Below are 14,913 nucleotides of genomic sequence, written 5' to 3'. Positions count from 1 at the left end.
CAAACTTCCTTGTCTTTTATGGTTGCTTGTAAATTATACACCCGCGCCCCTTGTTGTCTAGTTTTTGTACAGTGTTTTTGTGAGGATTAATCAGCATTCCACTGCATTTGCTCTTGGAAAACTTTTCGTCACGTTAATTCAAAATACCAACTAACTTAGGGTGAATTATCAATGGTGTCATTTGAGCAACGATTAAAAAAAATAAAAACGACTGAAGATGCAGAAGAGCAGGTAAGACTTTCTAAAGGTTACGTAACTAGGCTACGGAATGAAGCCAAAAAATGCGAAACATTAGATGGTAAGCTAGCGATGAATGAAAAAGTAAAGCAGGCAGAGTCTGTTCTAAGAAAAATGAGAAGAAGCATCTTTGATATTGAGGATGCAATCAATAATGGTTTAGCGGCAACTAGTATTCTTAATTAGCCAAACATTCTTGCTGGTGGTTGATTAGTCGCCCAGGGCTAATTAACCATTTTAAAAGCATTGTTAAACATGGCTTTTTAAGCCAAGGTTTCAATGAGTTGGTGCAAGCCACCCGCAGAATTCCCTCAAATTTGTCCGCACTAAAATAAGGCCTACGTTGCTCATTGTCAGATAACACCAATAGGAACATCTCAATGAGTTTATTATCAATTACAAACCAAAGCCCCTTTCAAGGAATAGCTGTCATAGCCAAGTGGGCGTCTAAAAACATTATTGATTGGTTAATGGTCGAAGCGGAACATGTCTCTGAAGAGCGTATTTATTCTAACCTCAGTAAAACTCTGTGCTGTGCACAAGGCTTTGATTTAGTATCTGCTCCCTCATTAGCAGTATTGAAGGTCAGTTCTGATGCATCTCTCGATGTAATTTACAGTGAAACACGCGCCTTGCTGGAAGCTGTATCACATATTGACGGATTTAAGGGCTCACTAGCCTATAACACGCTACATACTATTTTATGTAATGCGGTTGCCGTTCGCCATGATGGACAGGCATTTGATTTATTTGTTGGTCGAGCCGTCAGAACTTCGCTTAAACAATTTCACCTTGAAGACCTTTTCCTAATCAATTATGAAGCCAACTTTCGTACCGTGGTTGCTGGATGGTGTACAGTGAAAAAAGCATGGGGTTTTTCTACCATATCTCGTGACACTATCACCGCAGACAGAACTCGGTTCTCTCTCTCGCGCGGCCAGGTTAATAGCCTAACCACCCGCACGTATGGCTCACTGCTAAAGAAGGTGGTTTAAAGTATGGATATAAATGAAGCTCAACGTGTCACCGGGGCCAACAATCATCAGCTTGCGTTGGCAAGCTATTTAAAGGTGGACGATTGTGATCTGATAGAGCCTAACGGGGTTCATGGTAGAAACGGTAACCAAGTGCATTGTTTCCGACATAAAGGAACTATTTATTCGGTAGCGCACGATAGCGTCCCCCTCCAGGAAGATGTCCTCATAAGTTTTGAGCGTGACTCATGGCGTATTCGTAAGGTAAACCCTAAAGCTCCCTATGTTCGGTTTACTGATAAGGCGGTTTTAAATCAATTGGCTACAATATGCCCGATGGACCACCAGCTCCTTAAGGTAAATCAGCAGTGCCACAGGGTGTTAATGGCACATAAAAGCGGTTTGCAGGTGGTCTTTGCCTATACTGCCCACATCCCCGATGATATCGAAACCTATTATTTTAAAGGCGCAACGGTCGAAGGGCTTCAAGATATGGCTCGAATGTTCGACTTGGACCTTACCACCAGCCAATAACTAGAATAGTTTCAGTTCAGTTTCCCTCAAAGTCGCAAGGATATGTGAGTGACCTACGTTACAAGCATATCCTTAGTCAACCTAACAGGTACAAACATGTTTACTGAATCACTAGAGCTTAATTTCGAAGAAAACGTTCCATTTGATACAACAGAAGAGATTATTGGCTTTAAAGGTCGTCGCTACGAGCTTGGGGATAGCATTCGTGGTTATCGTGATTTGAGTAGCAAGAATAGTGAATTGTTCTCGATCCAAGCAAAGGGCGGAAAGTTATCTGGCAAAGTTTTAGATCACTCTGTCAGCGTTAGAACCGATAATGCAGTATTCAATGTGCGTGCTGGTGGTCAAGCAAGAGCGAGAAAGGAAAAAAGACGTAATGTACACGCTTTTGTGGAGGGTACCTTAAGCAAAGTGCTTAAGGGAGAAAAAGCGTCGCTTTCAAGTGAATGGGTAGAAGTAACATACAACCCATTTCACACTGACACTTTCATCGAAAAGACAACCGGCAGAGCTGTAGTTTCTGCAGACATAGCGATACTTCAAACAGGCAGTGTGTTTTGCCGCGGTCTCATTTACCAAAGTGCTACATAAGGCGCTATCAATCATGTACAGGGCTACTTCATTTACATGGACACCCGACGATTACACCATAGTTAATCATGTCACGTTCAAATTCAATTGAGTAGCCATTATTTATCTCACCAAGGAGTTACTTCTTGGTGCACCAAAAGTCGATTTAAAGAGTGTAAATTAGTGAATATCAACTTAAACGGGCGAGTTTTTCGTCCTATTAATAGCGCGTTGCTAACGCAATGCGATGGCACATATGAAAAACAGTTAGATGGAGTACTACTTAGAAACGAGTCAGACAAAGTTATCGCGTTTTTGGTTAATGGTCATCGACACAGAGAATCCCCTTTTTTAGTTACTGCGCGTTACCAGGAGGCAACAAAGCGAGTTCACTATCAACTTGCGCTGAGCAGTATCGATGACAAATTTTTTAATACGGTACTTGAGGGAGAGTTTTACCCTCATCGGCCCCTCAAAAACAAGCTTGATGAAGACGTCATTCTAGCTGTGAGATAGTTATACGGGAAGGTTTATAGCGGCATAGGAAAATAATTTCGCACTTTCCTAAAAAACCTCCATATTGGGATAAAATAAATTTGTTCGGAGCTAAAAGGAGTAAACAAAATGAACGCATTGATTTATACACAGAGCTGAGACGGGGACAATTTAGCGCGAGTATTCTTGATTGCAGGACTAATTTTAACCTTTTGTGCAGGCATGAAGGATATGAAAGAAATGGAACAATTCGATGCTGGGTTTGCGAGTTTCTCATGGCACTGCAAAGGCAAGCAAGAAGTATCAGGTACTCAACAAGAGAGCGCCAATCTTTCCGATTCTTGTTACTCTTCACTCGATTTGTGCGGTTCTAGCACCCTTAAATCTACCTAATGTGGGGTTTAACATCGAGGAAACCAAAGCTGTTACAGGATTGTTTGTATACCAAGGTGTTGGCCCCACGAGCTTTATTTGGACAGTGTTTACAGAGCTTTGAATAACTTCCTCTTAAGAAAAGTGGTGAAACTACATTCCGAGAAAGTTATCGTCACAAAAGGAGGCTAAAACTCCTTATTACCAGATATTTCAATAGATTCGGATACTTCAGTGTTGTCATAATGTTGTATTTCAACAATTATAGAGTCTCCAGAAGATCGAACTTTGGCATTTTTGATGCCACTATAATGCCTCAAGGTTTTCCTTTTGGTAAACAAAAAAAGTCTGCGTTCGAATTTATCTAATACCATGGCATTGGATGAGGCGAGACCTCCAAAATCATAGATAATTAGAGCTACGTCAACGTTTGGTTTTATGTTTACCTTAGAGAGATACCTATTTCCGTATAAATCCCAGAAGACAACGTGTTTGAAGATAAAGAAAATTCCTAATGATATAACTAAAGTTAGCTTGTGTTTTCTTGCAAGAATCCACAAACCTAAAGACATCAGGAAGAAATTAACAAATGAAATCAACAAGTCATAATACTTATAGTTTTCATCTAAAAACCAAACAAACTCTAAGTCGAAAGCTTCAAGTATTCCCCAAGTCAAAAAAGGAGATAGTAAAAAAAATACTCCTGTTATTTTAGTGTTCACTTAAAATCTCCTAAAAAATGGCCTCGACATGCGAGACCATAATGGATTGGCTATTCATCAATAGTTTCTTGCCTTGGCAAGTCGGTTATAGTAACGCTTCCTACCGCTCCACTGCCGCAAGCTCCGTAACACCCTGCAGAACCTACAAAGTAACCACCGCCCCAGCCACCGCCATAACCAGAGCCGCTTCCAGCGTTGGCACTGCTAGAATCAGCAGAGTCATTAGAGTCATCATTATCGCAAGAATTACCGCTAGATTTTCCAGACGGAGTATCATTTTCATAGGCGTCACGTTGGTAGCCGTACCCGCCTTCAATATCCATCGAATCTGGGAAATTATCTTCTGTTCCATCAAAATGCCATAGGGCTGAAACGATATCTTCAGCCATTCTAGTGAAATCGCGATAGTCCGGATGTTGCCCATTTGTGTAGTCTTGTGCCTGCTGAACTATAGCTGCAGCAGTTTTCGCTTCGGCTGAAGAGAAACCAAGCTGCCCGGCAGCTGCACCAAAAAACCAGTTTGTGAACCTATCCGGGTTGCTGGCATTGTACACGGGATTGTTTTTTAGGTCATAAGGATTATCAGTGTAAAATGCGGATGACAAAAATACACCTGCTGCTAATCTTTTATTCCAACCTGCGTCAAACCCTGGTATCGGAGGCATGTTTTGTATGGTATCTCCCATCTCGGAAAATTTAGAAAGATGTTCATTAATATTAAAGTTACTAGGTTTGTCGCTAGGAGGCTCCTGAGACGCGTCACACTGAGCAAGAGTATTAAATGATATTGTAGCTAAGACGATAGAGACTAAAGGCATGATTTTAACGTTCATGAGTGCACACCCTCGTTCCATTTATTATTTCACATCCTCCGGTTCTTGGTGGGGGAGCGGTAGAAGGGATATCATCGAGGTCGAATATTACCGTACCTAGGCCATCCACTATTGCAAAAGTTACTGCTAAATTCTTTTCTGAATTCGTGTGTGATGTTGGGGTAATTCTCAAGCCTAAATTTCGATTACTTGTGTTAACTACAAAAGTATTGTTAGCATTATTGCTAGAGTGGTGTTCAGATACATAATTGGAGCCCGCGCTCTTATCAAGATCGTAGAGCGTAACTTTGTTTTTCACAGAATCGTTAGAGTAAACTACTACCTGTGCATAAGAGTTAGGGTCTAACGCGGCCAGAGAAAAGCAATTATTAAAAGCATCGGCTCTGTTCAATTGCAACTTGTTCAAGGTGCCCGATTTTAGCTCAACGCATTCGATTTGTTCAGCAAGTGTGTCTGCAGAATATGCAAACATCAGCAAGCAGAGTAAAAACTTCTTTGACGTCATTAATTTAAGTTCCTTTCTTGTTAATCATCCAAACGAGAAGGGAGCCATGTTTTAAGAGGCTCTCCTTCTCCCCATGACAAAATAAACGCTAAACCAATGCAAATTTCTTGTCAAGTTTTGACTTTTGGAATACATAAGCCTAGAAAAATCTGAAACAAGAACCAGCATAAAGTTAACGCTGCTTTTATATTTAATTGCAATGTCTAAGCGAAACATTCTGTAATTGCGAATCTTTTGATGCATTGTCATCAATGGTGATTTTGGTTCGTTAGGGGAGGTCGTCGCTATGTTTGTGAGCTGATAGTGCATAATAAAAGAGCAGCTATCACTATCACCTAAATAAATATTCAGCAGCTTGTTATCCATCAAATTGTAAGAAAGTCGGATTTATAATTTACTAACAAAATCAGAAAGGGCAACAATTCATTCAACATAAATAATTTTTTAAAAACGGAGTTGATTAGTATGAAAACTAAAGATTTTTGTGAGTGGATAAAAGGGATTCGAGTGGACAAGCTTACTACTAAAGAGTTTACTGATAAGTGCCCTGCATTTCACCCGAACACTATTAAGACGTATGAGAAGGATAGGCTACCAGATGTAGATTATCTTTTTGCACTGCATAAGCTTACAGGATTTAGTTTTGATGAGCTTGTTTCTAAACGTACAGCAATAAAGTTACAAAGCCTGGGTATTGAGAACGAATTTGATATCCAAAAGCTCAGCTAGTTTCATTAAAATCTAAAACCCGGCTTACCTCTCTAAAAATCAGATAAGTCGGGTTGCCGCTATTCCTCAAATCGCCACCATCTCATTGTTGCCACAAGATCGCTGGTCCCGAGCCACGCCATTCTAATAACTTAATGTTGGAGCTATGAATGTCAATTTTTGGTTCTGTCATTCTGCCTAAACTGGCAGAGTTGAGCGCAACCCCACCATTTATTAAGACTCTTTATCAAGTCACGCAATCAAACAAGACCATTGATCCGTTATGGGAGGGAGTAGCTGTAGTTTTTAACGAGGGTACAGAGCGCTACTTAAACTCAGAAAAGTCTAATTCCAGTTGGATTCGCCTTAGAAGTGAGTATACGAAAGCAGGTGGATTGGATGGGAGGGTGGGAGTTATTACTCAGTACAACGATCTGGAACAAGTATCATTCATGAACTCACTTTATAGTTTGGACTACGCACCGTGGGTTAGAGTGAGCTCATTTATTGATTGTCATTCTTCTGACAAAAGCTATCCAATTTGCCATTCAAGCTCAATCAGTCTCGATGCCAGGTATGTTACTACAATACCAACGAGCCTATTTATACAAGCAAAGGAAACAGTGGTAGAGCGTGATATCGCCTTTACCAGCATGATAGAGAAGTTTTTGAGGGAGCCGATTTGTGAAAGTTATTGATTTTGTCGTGGGGAGAACTTACTTAATAAAAGAAAAAGACATTACTTTCCCTGATGGAGAAATTGAGGGGGGCCGAAACATAATCAGGAAGATATTGACACCTGCCGACCAGAGCAATTCATGTGTTGATGGTGAGGTGCCGACAGATATGGATATTGAAAAATGGAGCAAGTATTTGCGCGTACAATGCCCTCAGAATAATACTGTCCACCTGCTTTCGCCTGATAACATTGCTTCCGCAACATTAATTGAAACAGGGTTATCGAGCAACTAAAAAAATATCTATATGGGTAATACTCTTCAGGCAACAGATACATCCCAGGATTTTTTTTACTTTATGGAGTACATTAACGATGAAAAATGAAGATTTCTTTTTTGGAAAGAAACCTTTTAATTTAAATGATTGGCGCGACTTGGCAAGTTCAGTCAGTCAAGACCACTTTACTGCACAGCTTAACCGTTATTTAAATGCGAATGATAATTTTCTTGAAATTATGGATGGTACGTCCCACCCTGACTTCTCTTCACTACTAGGTGCCATATCTCCAGCAGAGATTGGAAACATCAGAATATTTGCTAGGTCAGACCAAAACGATGCACTAAAAGCTACTTTAGCTTGCGATATTCTGTTAGTAAACGGAGTCGTTCGTGTAACACCACAATGGTGTGCATACAAAGAAATAAGATCTAGTGAAATCATTTCTTCTTTATTGGTTCCTATCCACGCACGCGCCTTACAAGACAAGACCTACGTGGTTAATTCAGATGGGACTATGGATAAATTGCTTCACGGCACTGATTTTGAGTCAGAACTTCAAAACATATTCAATCTGTCAAAATACCCGGGTAGCTATGATAGTAAATACATTAAACCACTAATGGTAGCTACAGATGTTGGCCGTGCTAACATTCCATTAGATGAAGTGCTAAGCATTTACTTTAAAGCTATGAATCCAACAAGCTAATATACAAAGCCACCTGCGAAAAAATCACACCGTGCTGGTGGCTTACTCATTCCCACAACACTGGCTATCGATTCAAATCAGATTTGAATGAAAATGTATTCAATTCTTCCCACAAAATTGTGCATTCATAATTTCTTGTCACATTAAGCATGTATTTAAATCCACTTGCATCTTGGGAGAGATAACATGCAAAAACACATATCTAAACCTTCAGTAATGGCGAGATTCGGTATTGAAAAGTGCAACTATTCTGAGTACGGGCACATCAATGTGAATTTTAACATTGTAGAAACGGCTGATTATCAATCGGCGCCTAAATTTGCACACTATGACTTTGATTTGCCCAAAACGTTGCATGGTATCTCAGGGTTAACGATTCAGTCTCAGACGAGCGCAGAGGCCCTAATTAATGGTGGTAACCAACGAATCTATGGGTACCAACTCCACTTGAGTACAAATCAACCAGCATTAGACCAGGATTTATTTTCATCAATCAAAGCTGGGCAGCGTTTTAAGAAAAAACTTGATGCATTGGTTGAAAGAGAAGGCTACGCAAAGGACTTCGCGACATACCTTGGCTACATGATGCGAGTAATGAATGTGAAATACATTTCTTTCGAAAGCTATTCCGAAAAGCATCACAACCGCCGGTGGATGAACTATAAAATTAGTGAAGTGCCAGATTTGGTTGAAAAGTGTATTAGTGAACTGGCTGAATACGCCAAGTGGAACATCGATACAGATAAAGCAGCATAAGTTAAAGCGTTAAGAGGGCTGCCATCCAGCAGCTCTCTTTTTTACAACAGGCACATACTAGGTATGCGTATATAAGCCTAGATTGAAATAAGCGCCAGGCCTGCTCCGCTATCGCGAATTGACCTGCCAGCACCACACCCCGAAATGACAAGCAGGGAGTAAAGATTGGTTGCAAACCTTTACCAGTTCTTACTCTTTTATCGTTCCTAACTAATAAAATTTACCATTTTGCTTCACTGAATATATTAAACCTGACCATAGAAGCTCCACTTCACCAGTTGCCTTTACCATTAGTAAAAACGTTTTTCTTAATTGGATATAAGGCTCCCGCGTGACGTTTCCCTCCAAATTGCCGAATGCACTGTTTCACCTACGTTACCTTCAAGTTAATCGAGCAGGGGGCATCATGGCCACAAGCAAAAAACAGAAGACAGTTTTCGATTTCATGCAGGAAGCGTCATTCGATTTGAGTGCAGGTATCCAGTTTGAAACCCAAGAAGCATTTATCGCATGGGCAACAGAAAACTTTGATGAGATTGCTACAGAAGCGCTTATAAACTTCTCACTCGTTTCACAAAAGCGTTCGACCAAGATAAATCGCGTTGGACTCACTGTACCTCGCTTTTATGAACCAAGCCCTAGAAAGCTTCACGAATTAGTAAGCAAGCTCACACCAAGAGTTGCGCTTCCACAGTTGTAATGGCTCTCCCGCCACTTCGCCGGCCTTCGGGCTGGCATTTTATTCTCACTTAAGGATGTATACATGAATACACAGTTACAAGAACAGCAAAGCCAGCTATTCAAAGAGTTTGGTGTTTTCTTTGCGTTTGGAGATAAGCAGTTTAAAGAACAGCGTCAAGAAGGCGTCGATTACTGTACGGTGCTGAGTGCTGGTGATTGCGTTCCCGTACAACATGCTAGCGAGTTTGCTAAGCGTCTTTCAGCTTTACACAAAGAAGCAAGAGATAAGGCGCTAAGAGAGAAAGGGATTGTTCGTATTATTGAAGAGGAGCTAGTAAATCAAGAAACTTTCTATACGGGCGATATCGCTCCAGTAGTAGAAGCGCTTGCATACTATGAAGTCACGGAGAAACAGGTAACACAGGTTTATAGAAGTGTTTTCCACAAATACGACAATTGGTGATAACAGCCAACCCAGCAATAGATAATTAAACGAGCCCCGCAATATTGCGGGTTTTTTTCATGGTTAAAAACCATCAAATATACTTTAAATCAGATTTTTGTTTGCTCGCGTACAAATAAGGCATCTACACTATTCTCTGTAAGTTGTAACAAGTCAGCAATATGGAACATTAAAGCCTCAACCTCACAACGGAGAGTGACATGAGCAAGTTCACAGCGACAATAAATGGTTTCCCCCTTACCCCAATGTCTTTAAGCAAAGACGGCAAGTTAATACCCTGTCCAGACTTCAAGAGCGCTAAGCAAAGCACATTAAAGATTATGGAGATTAGTGGGTGTTGTCTGGGGCTAGTGTTTTCAGATAAGCAAAATGCAAGGTTAAGATTGCCTAGTAAGAAAGTCATTTTTCGATTATTCAGAGCCCCTAGATAGGGGCTTTTCATTATTCCCGCCAAATTGCCCTTCACTATATTCCTGAGACATTACTCCTATCATATAAAGGAGAGAAAAATGTCAGACACAATCGCTGTAACAGAAACGACAGGTAAAATTACGTGCCGGTGGGCATGGGTTAATGTGAACCTTGAAAAGCCAATCAGAGCGCTACTCAGTACGAAAGAAAATACGTGGGGTGGCTTCCAGGTTCCTTACTTTTTTGAAACGCATCATAAGCTACTTATAAAGCATTATCTAACAGAGGATTATGAAGTAACGCGCAGCGAGAATGGGTATACCATCAAGCACTTCGACTACCCGAGTGAAATCCCCACAGTTGTGCGTAACATGCTGGTGGAGGATGATTTTGGTGTAGAGCGCAACGTGAATACTTTTGTTGATGGCTTATGCTGGGAAGAATTAACGGACGCGCAGGTCATAGCGATAGAGTATCTTCGCAATATCACCACCCTCACCGATGATAAAACGCTAGAGCTGCTAGAGGCCAAAAGAAAAGTCTCTGAAAGCTGGTGCTTGTCTTTGCCCCTTCAATACATTAGTTCCCAAAAGGTGAATGTTGCGCTTCACAATGCTTACCTTTACGCCTTTCCTACCTTCAAAGAGATGGATCAACACATTTGTGCTGAAGCTTTAGCTTATGCCTACGAACTTGGCTATACAGCCCTGTTAGATAAATGATAGAGGTGCTTGCATACTTTCTGCATAACTGAATATTTGTTAGAAAATGTACGGGGATATACTTTAAATTTTGAATAAGTGGCGGGTACTTATGCAACCCGCCATTTTTTTGTTAATCGTTTATTTGGCTGAATAATTTCAAATCTAATTCATTTATTCGTTTTATCTAATAGGTTTTCAAGTGGTGCAGAGTTATAATTAACAGTGCCACAAAGGCTTAATTCATTAAAAGGTACAATAATGTTTAATAATAAAGTTACCAAAGTAAGTTCGACGCAAGACGCAGCTATGCTGATTGTTTTTTTATGTACGTGTGCTACCGCGATAGGTGCGGTATTCTGGTTTGCTGTAGAGCAATCATTAGGCGGGTGGGGGAGTGCTTTCCTGCAAGCCTTCAGCTTTACTTTGACGTTATTTGTAATGTTGAAGTTAGGGAGCTGGAATAAAAGCAAAGGTTACATGAAAGAAAAGCTAGTACGGCATGCTGTTAAGCTTATAAGAGTGATATAGCTTATTAGGCGAAGCCCACCAGCAACGGTGGGCTTTTTTAATTGGGTGTAAGGGTTAGCAAAGCCACATCTTGGTTTCATGCACTCGCACATCGTAGTCAATTGTTAGAGTCTCATAAGACATGCCAAAGGTCTTGTTAACGAACTTTACTATCCCGTCTTTAGTGTAGAGAAAGGTATTGTTTTCAATATCTCGTAACACACGCTCGTTATATTCAGCATCGCTATTTTCATGAGTGGCATGCATTACTACGCCATGGAACTCAAACGGCGAATTTTGCACACTTTGTGTCGCATACTTACCTTTGTAGGCGGCCATGATTTCTAAGTAAATAACGCCATGAGTTGGCGATTTTAAACGGGTTCGCATTCTACAGCTCATACCATTGGCTTCTTCAGTTTCAGATCCGACACCTTCAAAGATTAAATTAGGGTTTGCAGGCGCGGTGGTGAAAGCTGTTGTTGTGTTGTTGGTAAGTGCAGTCATATGGTTTCCTTATTCTAAATAGAGGAGAGAGCGGCAATTAAGCCGCTTCAGAAAGAGTTTTATCTTTCTCGTCGTAGAAAGATTTGGCTTTATTGATATCTGTGAATGGCTTTTCCATATTCTTAGAATGAATGCCTCGTTCGTCGCCGTGCACTTTTACAATGTAGGCGCCATCCCAATTCTCTATAAGCGTTAGCTCACATTTAAAGTCGCCAGTAGCAGGGAAGTTAAAGGCTTTGGAGCGAAGTGTTGTCATCTGAATTCCTTGTTTGTTGATTTAAGGAAAATGTACCCAGGTGCGCCGGTTAAGCAATTGAGCAGGAAAGGCAGGCAAATGAACTTGTTAAGTAGTCTTATTCTTCCGGCTGGTGGTTTACCGTTAAATTGACGGAATCGCTGGTGGTGTCACGTTACACCTATAAACAAAACAGCGGAGTAACAACATGTTCGGATTTATGGAATGCAAGGTTAACAACCCAGAGTTAGCCAAAACTACATACACCACTCACGCATATGTATATGCAAAGCGCGACGATTTCAAAGTCGGAGCCTTGATTGAAGTCCCATCGGGTATGGGTGGGTTATTTACTACTAAAGTGGTGAAGATTGAGAGTGGCGTTGCAACGTGTATAAAGCCTTACTGTAGAGACCATGGGAAGCAAGAGTTTGAAGTATTCATCAACCCTCCACTTATCTCTGTAGAAGAAATTTTAAGTCTTGCTAACGTGATATACGAAGTTGAGCGTAGGCAGGCTATAAAGAGTGATGAATTTGAGCTATTAGAGCGTGCGCGAGTCAATGGTTTAATTGCACGTTTCAACAGTTGGTCGTGGACAGAGGCTGGCGTTGAAGTTTTTAGAAAAGCAAAAGAGCTCTATCAATAGTTCACCATCCTGGGTTTGCTCAAGCAAGCCCAGTTCCCATCACAAATGAGGGCACCCCCTTTCGCTATCGCTGGTGGGGATGCCTTAAAACCATTCAAAAACTCATTTTTAAAAACTCTGATAAATCTGAAATGAAATTTATAAATGGTAAAGAGGCCAGCGCGCCCGTCAGGTGTACCGTGTACCCTCTTTCTCCACTAATTGTCATGTTAGCTCTATGTGACACATTTTAGTTGTCCCAAACAAACGGAGAGTCACATGACCATCATTAATCGAAACCAACTTAAAGCAGCCTTTCAACCTGAGCAGGCGGAGCGTGCCTTACTGACTCTTGTTGTCGATAAGTCACTTCAGAAGTTCGGTTTGAACTTCCCAGTAGTGAGCATGCCTTTTGTTCGTGAAGAGGTAGCGACAACAAAAGGTTCTTTCACAGCCCTATCTAACGTCTGTTATACGCTTGATTCTGACGAGGCAACTTTTGCATCTATCGAAAAGCTTCTAATTGAGGTCGGTATCAGCCACAACGTAGTGAGTGTTGAGGTTATTGGTGGCAATGTTGATGAAACCTTTTATCAAGTGAAATTAAACATTGAAGCAATGGAGGTGGCCGCCTAGTGCGGTCACAAGGTGGCAGTATGACAAATCCCAAAAAAAGTAAATTAACCAGTCTCATCATTTACGAAAGCATGGTGCAAATGGGCATCATTGTCGATGGTGAAATAAGAGCTAACGGTAAATCTAAATCTGGGGCGGGTATGGATTTATGCTTAGAGCGTTCAAGTGATCTAGATAACTTTAATGAGTCTGGAACTCAGGCGTTCAGTTTAGCGCACTACTCCACAGCGGGAGGGGACGCAATTTGTGAGCTCGATATGATTTTCTTTTACCATACCGGCAAAGAAAAAGTAGAAGCATACAGTTACCAAACATCAGTACCACCTGTATTCGAAGTTGTATATCCAAAGCCAGGTGAGCACATCAGCTCAAACTACAGGGAGCTAAACGCATTTGCAAAGCAATGGATGGAAAATCTACTTGAGCAAGGACATTCCAGTTCGTGGGTAGATAGTACTTTTAATTCCGCAGAGCCAAGCGTTCCCTTTGAATTACAAAAAAGAGTGAGCTTCGCACAAATGGTGGAGCTAGAGGTAATCAACACACTAACTACTGCTCTACTAGGCTCAACAGTTCTTTCTATTAACCATGCCTCTAACTCCATAGTGTTAGACCTTGATGAAGCCAGACACTTAGAAGAAGAAGGCGCGTCTATCTTGCCAGTGGAAGATATGACCCAAAGCTTGATCAACGCGGGGTACAAAAAAGAGGACATCGAAACCATATCTCACTTCGAACTATACGCATCGTAATTTGTTGAGTAGCGCCCTCCACTTGGGGGGCGCATATTTGTTCAATTCAATCTAAGGAGTTCGATTATGAGCTTGCTAGTTACAAATTATTTCAAAAGCCAGTTAACTTCGCTGCGTTACCCTGCAGACGAAATCCAATACAGCCTAAACTATTGTCAGGGTGATGGTATGCGTTTTACAGGGCAGCTATATGCCGAAGATATAAATGCAGTTGCCGATCGCCTCACTAATGGAACAAAAAAGGCCGCTATCAAACGTGCTGTAGATAAAGGTGCAAGTATAGAAATTAAGTCTAATGACCACCGGTACGTTCATTACAATACAATGTATGTTGTGTGCGATGATTACGTTTGTGAAGACCTAACCGACTTTGAATCACAGTCACTGCACGAATTTGTGGAGCTAGTAGAGGAAGATATTAAAACTGTATCGCGTAAGCTGGAGGGGGAAGGGTACAAACTAATCGAAGCAGGTGGTGAAGTATTTGCTCTCTCAGGCAAAGAGCGCACTTATAAAACAACAAGGTTCTCAGTAACCATTAAAGAGGTTGGGGCAGACCCTTTCGACCTTGAAATGATATGTGAAGACACTTACGAAAAAGTGTGGAGTCAGTTCGTTAATGGTGAAGCAAGATATGCATGCTTTGAAGTAACCGTTACAACCAATAGCGATAATATCGAAATATCGAGCGTCCGTAGTCCTCTGTTTATTATTCTAAATAATGTTACCAGCGGCAAAGTAGTGTCAGACAAACGGGCGTTTTGCTCAGAGGCAATTCAAGAGGCCAGGAATTGGATTAAAGGACACAGGCTGGCGGCATAATGGTATTTCACTAGAGGGTTATCACCCCCTCTAGTGCAGGTGGATATTATTTGTTGAAGAGAATAAACATTATGATAGCGCACACTATCAAGACCCAATAGGAGACTGTAACTAATTTTGTGTAACTGCCTATCTCAATTTACTCTATAGAGAGTTAAGGATAGGCAGATGAACATGAATAAGAAAGAGCTTGAAGCT

Annotated in this window: 24 protein-coding genes; 19 read left to right on the top strand and 5 right to left on the bottom strand. The window is 41.1% G+C overall.

The genetic code is table 11. The features are described 5' to 3' along the window. The first annotated feature begins 171 nt into the window (after positions 1-171). The 6 genes from MHN02_RS18565 to MHN02_RS18540 all read left to right on the top strand — a co-directional run bounded on the left by MHN02_RS18565 (position 172) and on the right by MHN02_RS18540 (position 3,203). On the top strand, positions 172-423 hold the full coding sequence (locus tag MHN02_RS18565; RefSeq protein WP_015068552.1) for a hypothetical protein: 252 nt from the start codon (positions 172-174) through the stop codon (positions 421-423). A 194-nt stretch (positions 424-617) separates the two neighbouring features. Continuing rightward, entirely contained in the window at positions 618-1,232 is a 615-nt protein-coding gene (locus MHN02_RS18560; RefSeq protein WP_069945730.1) for a hypothetical protein, read from the top strand. Positions 1,233-1,235: 3 nt separating this feature from the next. Then, positions 1,236-1,745: a hypothetical protein gene (locus MHN02_RS18555; RefSeq protein ID WP_069945729.1), complete on the top strand. Its 510-nt coding sequence runs from the start codon at positions 1,236-1,238 to the stop codon at positions 1,743-1,745. Positions 1,746-1,841: 96 nt separating this feature from the next. Further along, positions 1,842-2,336, top strand: coding sequence for a hypothetical protein (locus tag MHN02_RS18550; RefSeq protein ID WP_239247667.1), 495 nt, complete (start codon positions 1,842-1,844; stop codon positions 2,334-2,336). A gap of 162 nt (positions 2,337-2,498) precedes the next feature. Then, the gene (locus tag MHN02_RS18545; RefSeq protein WP_069945728.1) at positions 2,499-2,831 is read left to right on the top strand and encodes a hypothetical protein; all 333 of its coding nucleotides are present in this window, start codon (positions 2,499-2,501) and stop codon (positions 2,829-2,831) included. Between the two features lie 219 nt (positions 2,832-3,050). Beyond that, the gene (locus MHN02_RS18540; RefSeq protein ID WP_170826539.1) at positions 3,051-3,203 is read left to right on the top strand and encodes a hypothetical protein; all 153 of its coding nucleotides are present in this window, start codon (positions 3,051-3,053) and stop codon (positions 3,201-3,203) included. Positions 3,204-3,370: 167 nt separating this feature from the next. On the opposite strand, the gene MHN02_RS18535 is transcribed toward MHN02_RS18540, so the two are convergent. Genes MHN02_RS18535 through MHN02_RS18525 form a run of 3 tightly spaced genes read right to left on the bottom strand, consistent with a single transcriptional unit; the run spans position 3,371 to position 5,242 of the window. Further along, on the bottom strand, positions 3,371-3,904 hold the full coding sequence (locus MHN02_RS18535) for a hypothetical protein (protein WP_069945726.1): 534 nt from the start codon (positions 3,902-3,904) through the stop codon (positions 3,371-3,373). Between the two features lie 50 nt (positions 3,905-3,954). After that, positions 3,955-4,737 (bottom strand): hypothetical protein, encoded by a 783-nt coding sequence (locus MHN02_RS18530; protein ID WP_069945725.1) that lies wholly within the window; start codon positions 4,735-4,737, stop codon positions 3,955-3,957. After that, on the bottom strand, positions 4,727-5,242 hold the full coding sequence (locus MHN02_RS18525; protein WP_069945724.1) for a hypothetical protein: 516 nt from the start codon (positions 5,240-5,242) through the stop codon (positions 4,727-4,729). The genes MHN02_RS18530 and MHN02_RS18525 overlap by 11 nt, the downstream gene beginning before the upstream one ends. Before the next feature lie 465 nt (positions 5,243-5,707). Here MHN02_RS18525 and MHN02_RS18520 point away from each other — a divergent pair, with 465 nt between their 5' ends. The 9 genes from MHN02_RS18520 (at position 5,708) to MHN02_RS18480 (ending at position 11,156) form a co-directional block, all read left to right on the top strand. Then, a complete protein-coding gene (locus MHN02_RS18520; RefSeq protein ID WP_069945723.1) occupies positions 5,708-5,971 on the top strand; it encodes a hypothetical protein in 264 nt (87 codons plus the stop codon). Between the two features lie 149 nt (positions 5,972-6,120). Beyond that, positions 6,121-6,648, top strand: a complete 528-nt coding sequence (locus tag MHN02_RS18515; protein ID WP_069945722.1) for a hypothetical protein — start codon at positions 6,121-6,123, stop codon at positions 6,646-6,648. Then, complete coding sequence (locus MHN02_RS18510) at positions 6,635-6,922, top strand: hypothetical protein (protein ID WP_015068560.1); 288 nt, start codon at positions 6,635-6,637, stop codon at positions 6,920-6,922. The genes MHN02_RS18515 and MHN02_RS18510 overlap by 14 nt, the downstream gene beginning before the upstream one ends. A gap of 79 nt (positions 6,923-7,001) precedes the next feature. Continuing rightward, entirely contained in the window at positions 7,002-7,613 is a 612-nt protein-coding gene (locus tag MHN02_RS18505; RefSeq protein WP_101566754.1) for a hypothetical protein, read from the top strand. A 186-nt stretch (positions 7,614-7,799) separates the two neighbouring features. Next, positions 7,800-8,369: a hypothetical protein gene (locus MHN02_RS18500; RefSeq protein WP_015068562.1), complete on the top strand. Its 570-nt coding sequence runs from the start codon at positions 7,800-7,802 to the stop codon at positions 8,367-8,369. 406 nt (positions 8,370-8,775) lie between these two features. Continuing rightward, a complete protein-coding gene (locus tag MHN02_RS18495) occupies positions 8,776-9,069 on the top strand; it encodes a hypothetical protein (protein ID WP_015068564.1) in 294 nt (97 codons plus the stop codon). 63 nt (positions 9,070-9,132) lie between these two features. Further along, entirely contained in the window at positions 9,133-9,513 is a 381-nt protein-coding gene (locus tag MHN02_RS18490) for a hypothetical protein (RefSeq protein WP_069945720.1), read from the top strand. A gap of 509 nt (positions 9,514-10,022) precedes the next feature. Continuing rightward, the gene (locus MHN02_RS18485) at positions 10,023-10,646 is read left to right on the top strand and encodes a hypothetical protein (RefSeq protein WP_015068567.1); all 624 of its coding nucleotides are present in this window, start codon (positions 10,023-10,025) and stop codon (positions 10,644-10,646) included. A 240-nt stretch (positions 10,647-10,886) separates the two neighbouring features. Then, a complete protein-coding gene (locus tag MHN02_RS18480) occupies positions 10,887-11,156 on the top strand; it encodes a hypothetical protein (RefSeq protein ID WP_015068568.1) in 270 nt (89 codons plus the stop codon). Positions 11,157-11,210: 54 nt separating this feature from the next. Here MHN02_RS18480 and MHN02_RS18475 read toward each other — a convergent pair whose 3' ends face one another. After that, a complete protein-coding gene (locus tag MHN02_RS18475) occupies positions 11,211-11,642 on the bottom strand; it encodes a hypothetical protein (RefSeq protein WP_015068569.1) in 432 nt (143 codons plus the stop codon). 37 nt (positions 11,643-11,679) lie between these two features. Further along, positions 11,680-11,898, bottom strand: coding sequence for a hypothetical protein (locus MHN02_RS18470; RefSeq protein ID WP_015068570.1), 219 nt, complete (start codon positions 11,896-11,898; stop codon positions 11,680-11,682). A gap of 187 nt (positions 11,899-12,085) precedes the next feature. Here MHN02_RS18470 and MHN02_RS18465 point away from each other — a divergent pair, with 187 nt between their 5' ends. The 4 genes from MHN02_RS18465 (at position 12,086) to MHN02_RS18450 (ending at position 14,715) form a co-directional block, all read left to right on the top strand. Beyond that, the gene (locus MHN02_RS18465; RefSeq protein WP_239247666.1) at positions 12,086-12,526 is read left to right on the top strand and encodes a hypothetical protein; all 441 of its coding nucleotides are present in this window, start codon (positions 12,086-12,088) and stop codon (positions 12,524-12,526) included. 258 nt (positions 12,527-12,784) lie between these two features. Next, positions 12,785-13,141 carry a hypothetical protein gene (locus tag MHN02_RS18460; RefSeq protein ID WP_015068572.1) on the top strand — a complete coding sequence of 119 codons (357 nt, stop codon included), beginning with the start codon at positions 12,785-12,787 and terminating at the stop codon, positions 13,139-13,141. 20 nt (positions 13,142-13,161) lie between these two features. Further along, positions 13,162-13,893 (top strand): hypothetical protein, encoded by a 732-nt coding sequence (locus tag MHN02_RS18455; protein ID WP_239247665.1) that lies wholly within the window; start codon positions 13,162-13,164, stop codon positions 13,891-13,893. A gap of 66 nt (positions 13,894-13,959) precedes the next feature. After that, complete coding sequence (locus tag MHN02_RS18450) at positions 13,960-14,715, top strand: hypothetical protein (RefSeq protein ID WP_239247664.1); 756 nt, start codon at positions 13,960-13,962, stop codon at positions 14,713-14,715. The last annotated feature ends 198 nt before the right edge of the window (positions 14,716-14,913 follow it).

Origin of the sequence: Alteromonas sp. CNT1-28, from assembly GCF_022348345.1 — a bacterium.
Classification (GTDB): domain Bacteria; phylum Pseudomonadota; class Gammaproteobacteria; order Enterobacterales; family Alteromonadaceae; genus Alteromonas; species Alteromonas macleodii.
This window is presented reverse-complemented; position numbering and strand designations above follow the sequence as displayed.

Bases quoted from the DNA above. Each gene is read 5' to 3' on its own strand.
- MHN02_RS18565 (WP_015068552.1), top strand. From the start codon at position 172: ATGGTGTCATTTGAGCAACGATTAAAAAAAATAAAAACGACTGAAGAT.
- MHN02_RS18560 (WP_069945730.1), top strand. From the start codon at position 618: ATGAGTTTATTATCAATTACAAACCAAAGCCCCTTTCAAGGAATAGCT.
- MHN02_RS18555 (WP_069945729.1), top strand. From the start codon at position 1,236: ATGGATATAAATGAAGCTCAACGTGTCACCGGGGCCAACAATCATCAG.
- MHN02_RS18550 (WP_239247667.1), top strand. From the start codon at position 1,842: ATGTTTACTGAATCACTAGAGCTTAATTTCGAAGAAAACGTTCCATTT.
- MHN02_RS18540 (WP_170826539.1), top strand. From the start codon at position 3,051: ATGGAACAATTCGATGCTGGGTTTGCGAGTTTCTCATGGCACTGCAAA.
- MHN02_RS18530 (WP_069945725.1), bottom strand. From the start codon at position 4,737: ATGAACGTTAAAATCATGCCTTTAGTCTCTATCGTCTTAGCTACAATA.
- MHN02_RS18525 (WP_069945724.1), bottom strand. From the start codon at position 5,242: ATGACGTCAAAGAAGTTTTTACTCTGCTTGCTGATGTTTGCATATTCT.
- MHN02_RS18520 (WP_069945723.1), top strand. From the start codon at position 5,708: ATGAAAACTAAAGATTTTTGTGAGTGGATAAAAGGGATTCGAGTGGAC.
- MHN02_RS18515 (WP_069945722.1), top strand. From the start codon at position 6,121: ATGTCAATTTTTGGTTCTGTCATTCTGCCTAAACTGGCAGAGTTGAGC.
- MHN02_RS18505 (WP_101566754.1), top strand. From the start codon at position 7,002: ATGAAAAATGAAGATTTCTTTTTTGGAAAGAAACCTTTTAATTTAAAT.
- MHN02_RS18500 (WP_015068562.1), top strand. From the start codon at position 7,800: ATGCAAAAACACATATCTAAACCTTCAGTAATGGCGAGATTCGGTATT.
- MHN02_RS18495 (WP_015068564.1), top strand. From the start codon at position 8,776: ATGGCCACAAGCAAAAAACAGAAGACAGTTTTCGATTTCATGCAGGAA.
- MHN02_RS18490 (WP_069945720.1), top strand. From the start codon at position 9,133: ATGAATACACAGTTACAAGAACAGCAAAGCCAGCTATTCAAAGAGTTT.
- MHN02_RS18485 (WP_015068567.1), top strand. From the start codon at position 10,023: ATGTCAGACACAATCGCTGTAACAGAAACGACAGGTAAAATTACGTGC.
- MHN02_RS18480 (WP_015068568.1), top strand. From the start codon at position 10,887: ATGTTTAATAATAAAGTTACCAAAGTAAGTTCGACGCAAGACGCAGCT.
- MHN02_RS18475 (WP_015068569.1), bottom strand. From the start codon at position 11,642: ATGACTGCACTTACCAACAACACAACAACAGCTTTCACCACCGCGCCT.
- MHN02_RS18470 (WP_015068570.1), bottom strand. From the start codon at position 11,898: ATGACAACACTTCGCTCCAAAGCCTTTAACTTCCCTGCTACTGGCGAC.
- MHN02_RS18465 (WP_239247666.1), top strand. From the start codon at position 12,086: ATGTTCGGATTTATGGAATGCAAGGTTAACAACCCAGAGTTAGCCAAA.
- MHN02_RS18460 (WP_015068572.1), top strand. From the start codon at position 12,785: ATGACCATCATTAATCGAAACCAACTTAAAGCAGCCTTTCAACCTGAG.
- MHN02_RS18455 (WP_239247665.1), top strand. From the start codon at position 13,162: ATGACAAATCCCAAAAAAAGTAAATTAACCAGTCTCATCATTTACGAA.
- MHN02_RS18450 (WP_239247664.1), top strand. From the start codon at position 13,960: ATGAGCTTGCTAGTTACAAATTATTTCAAAAGCCAGTTAACTTCGCTG.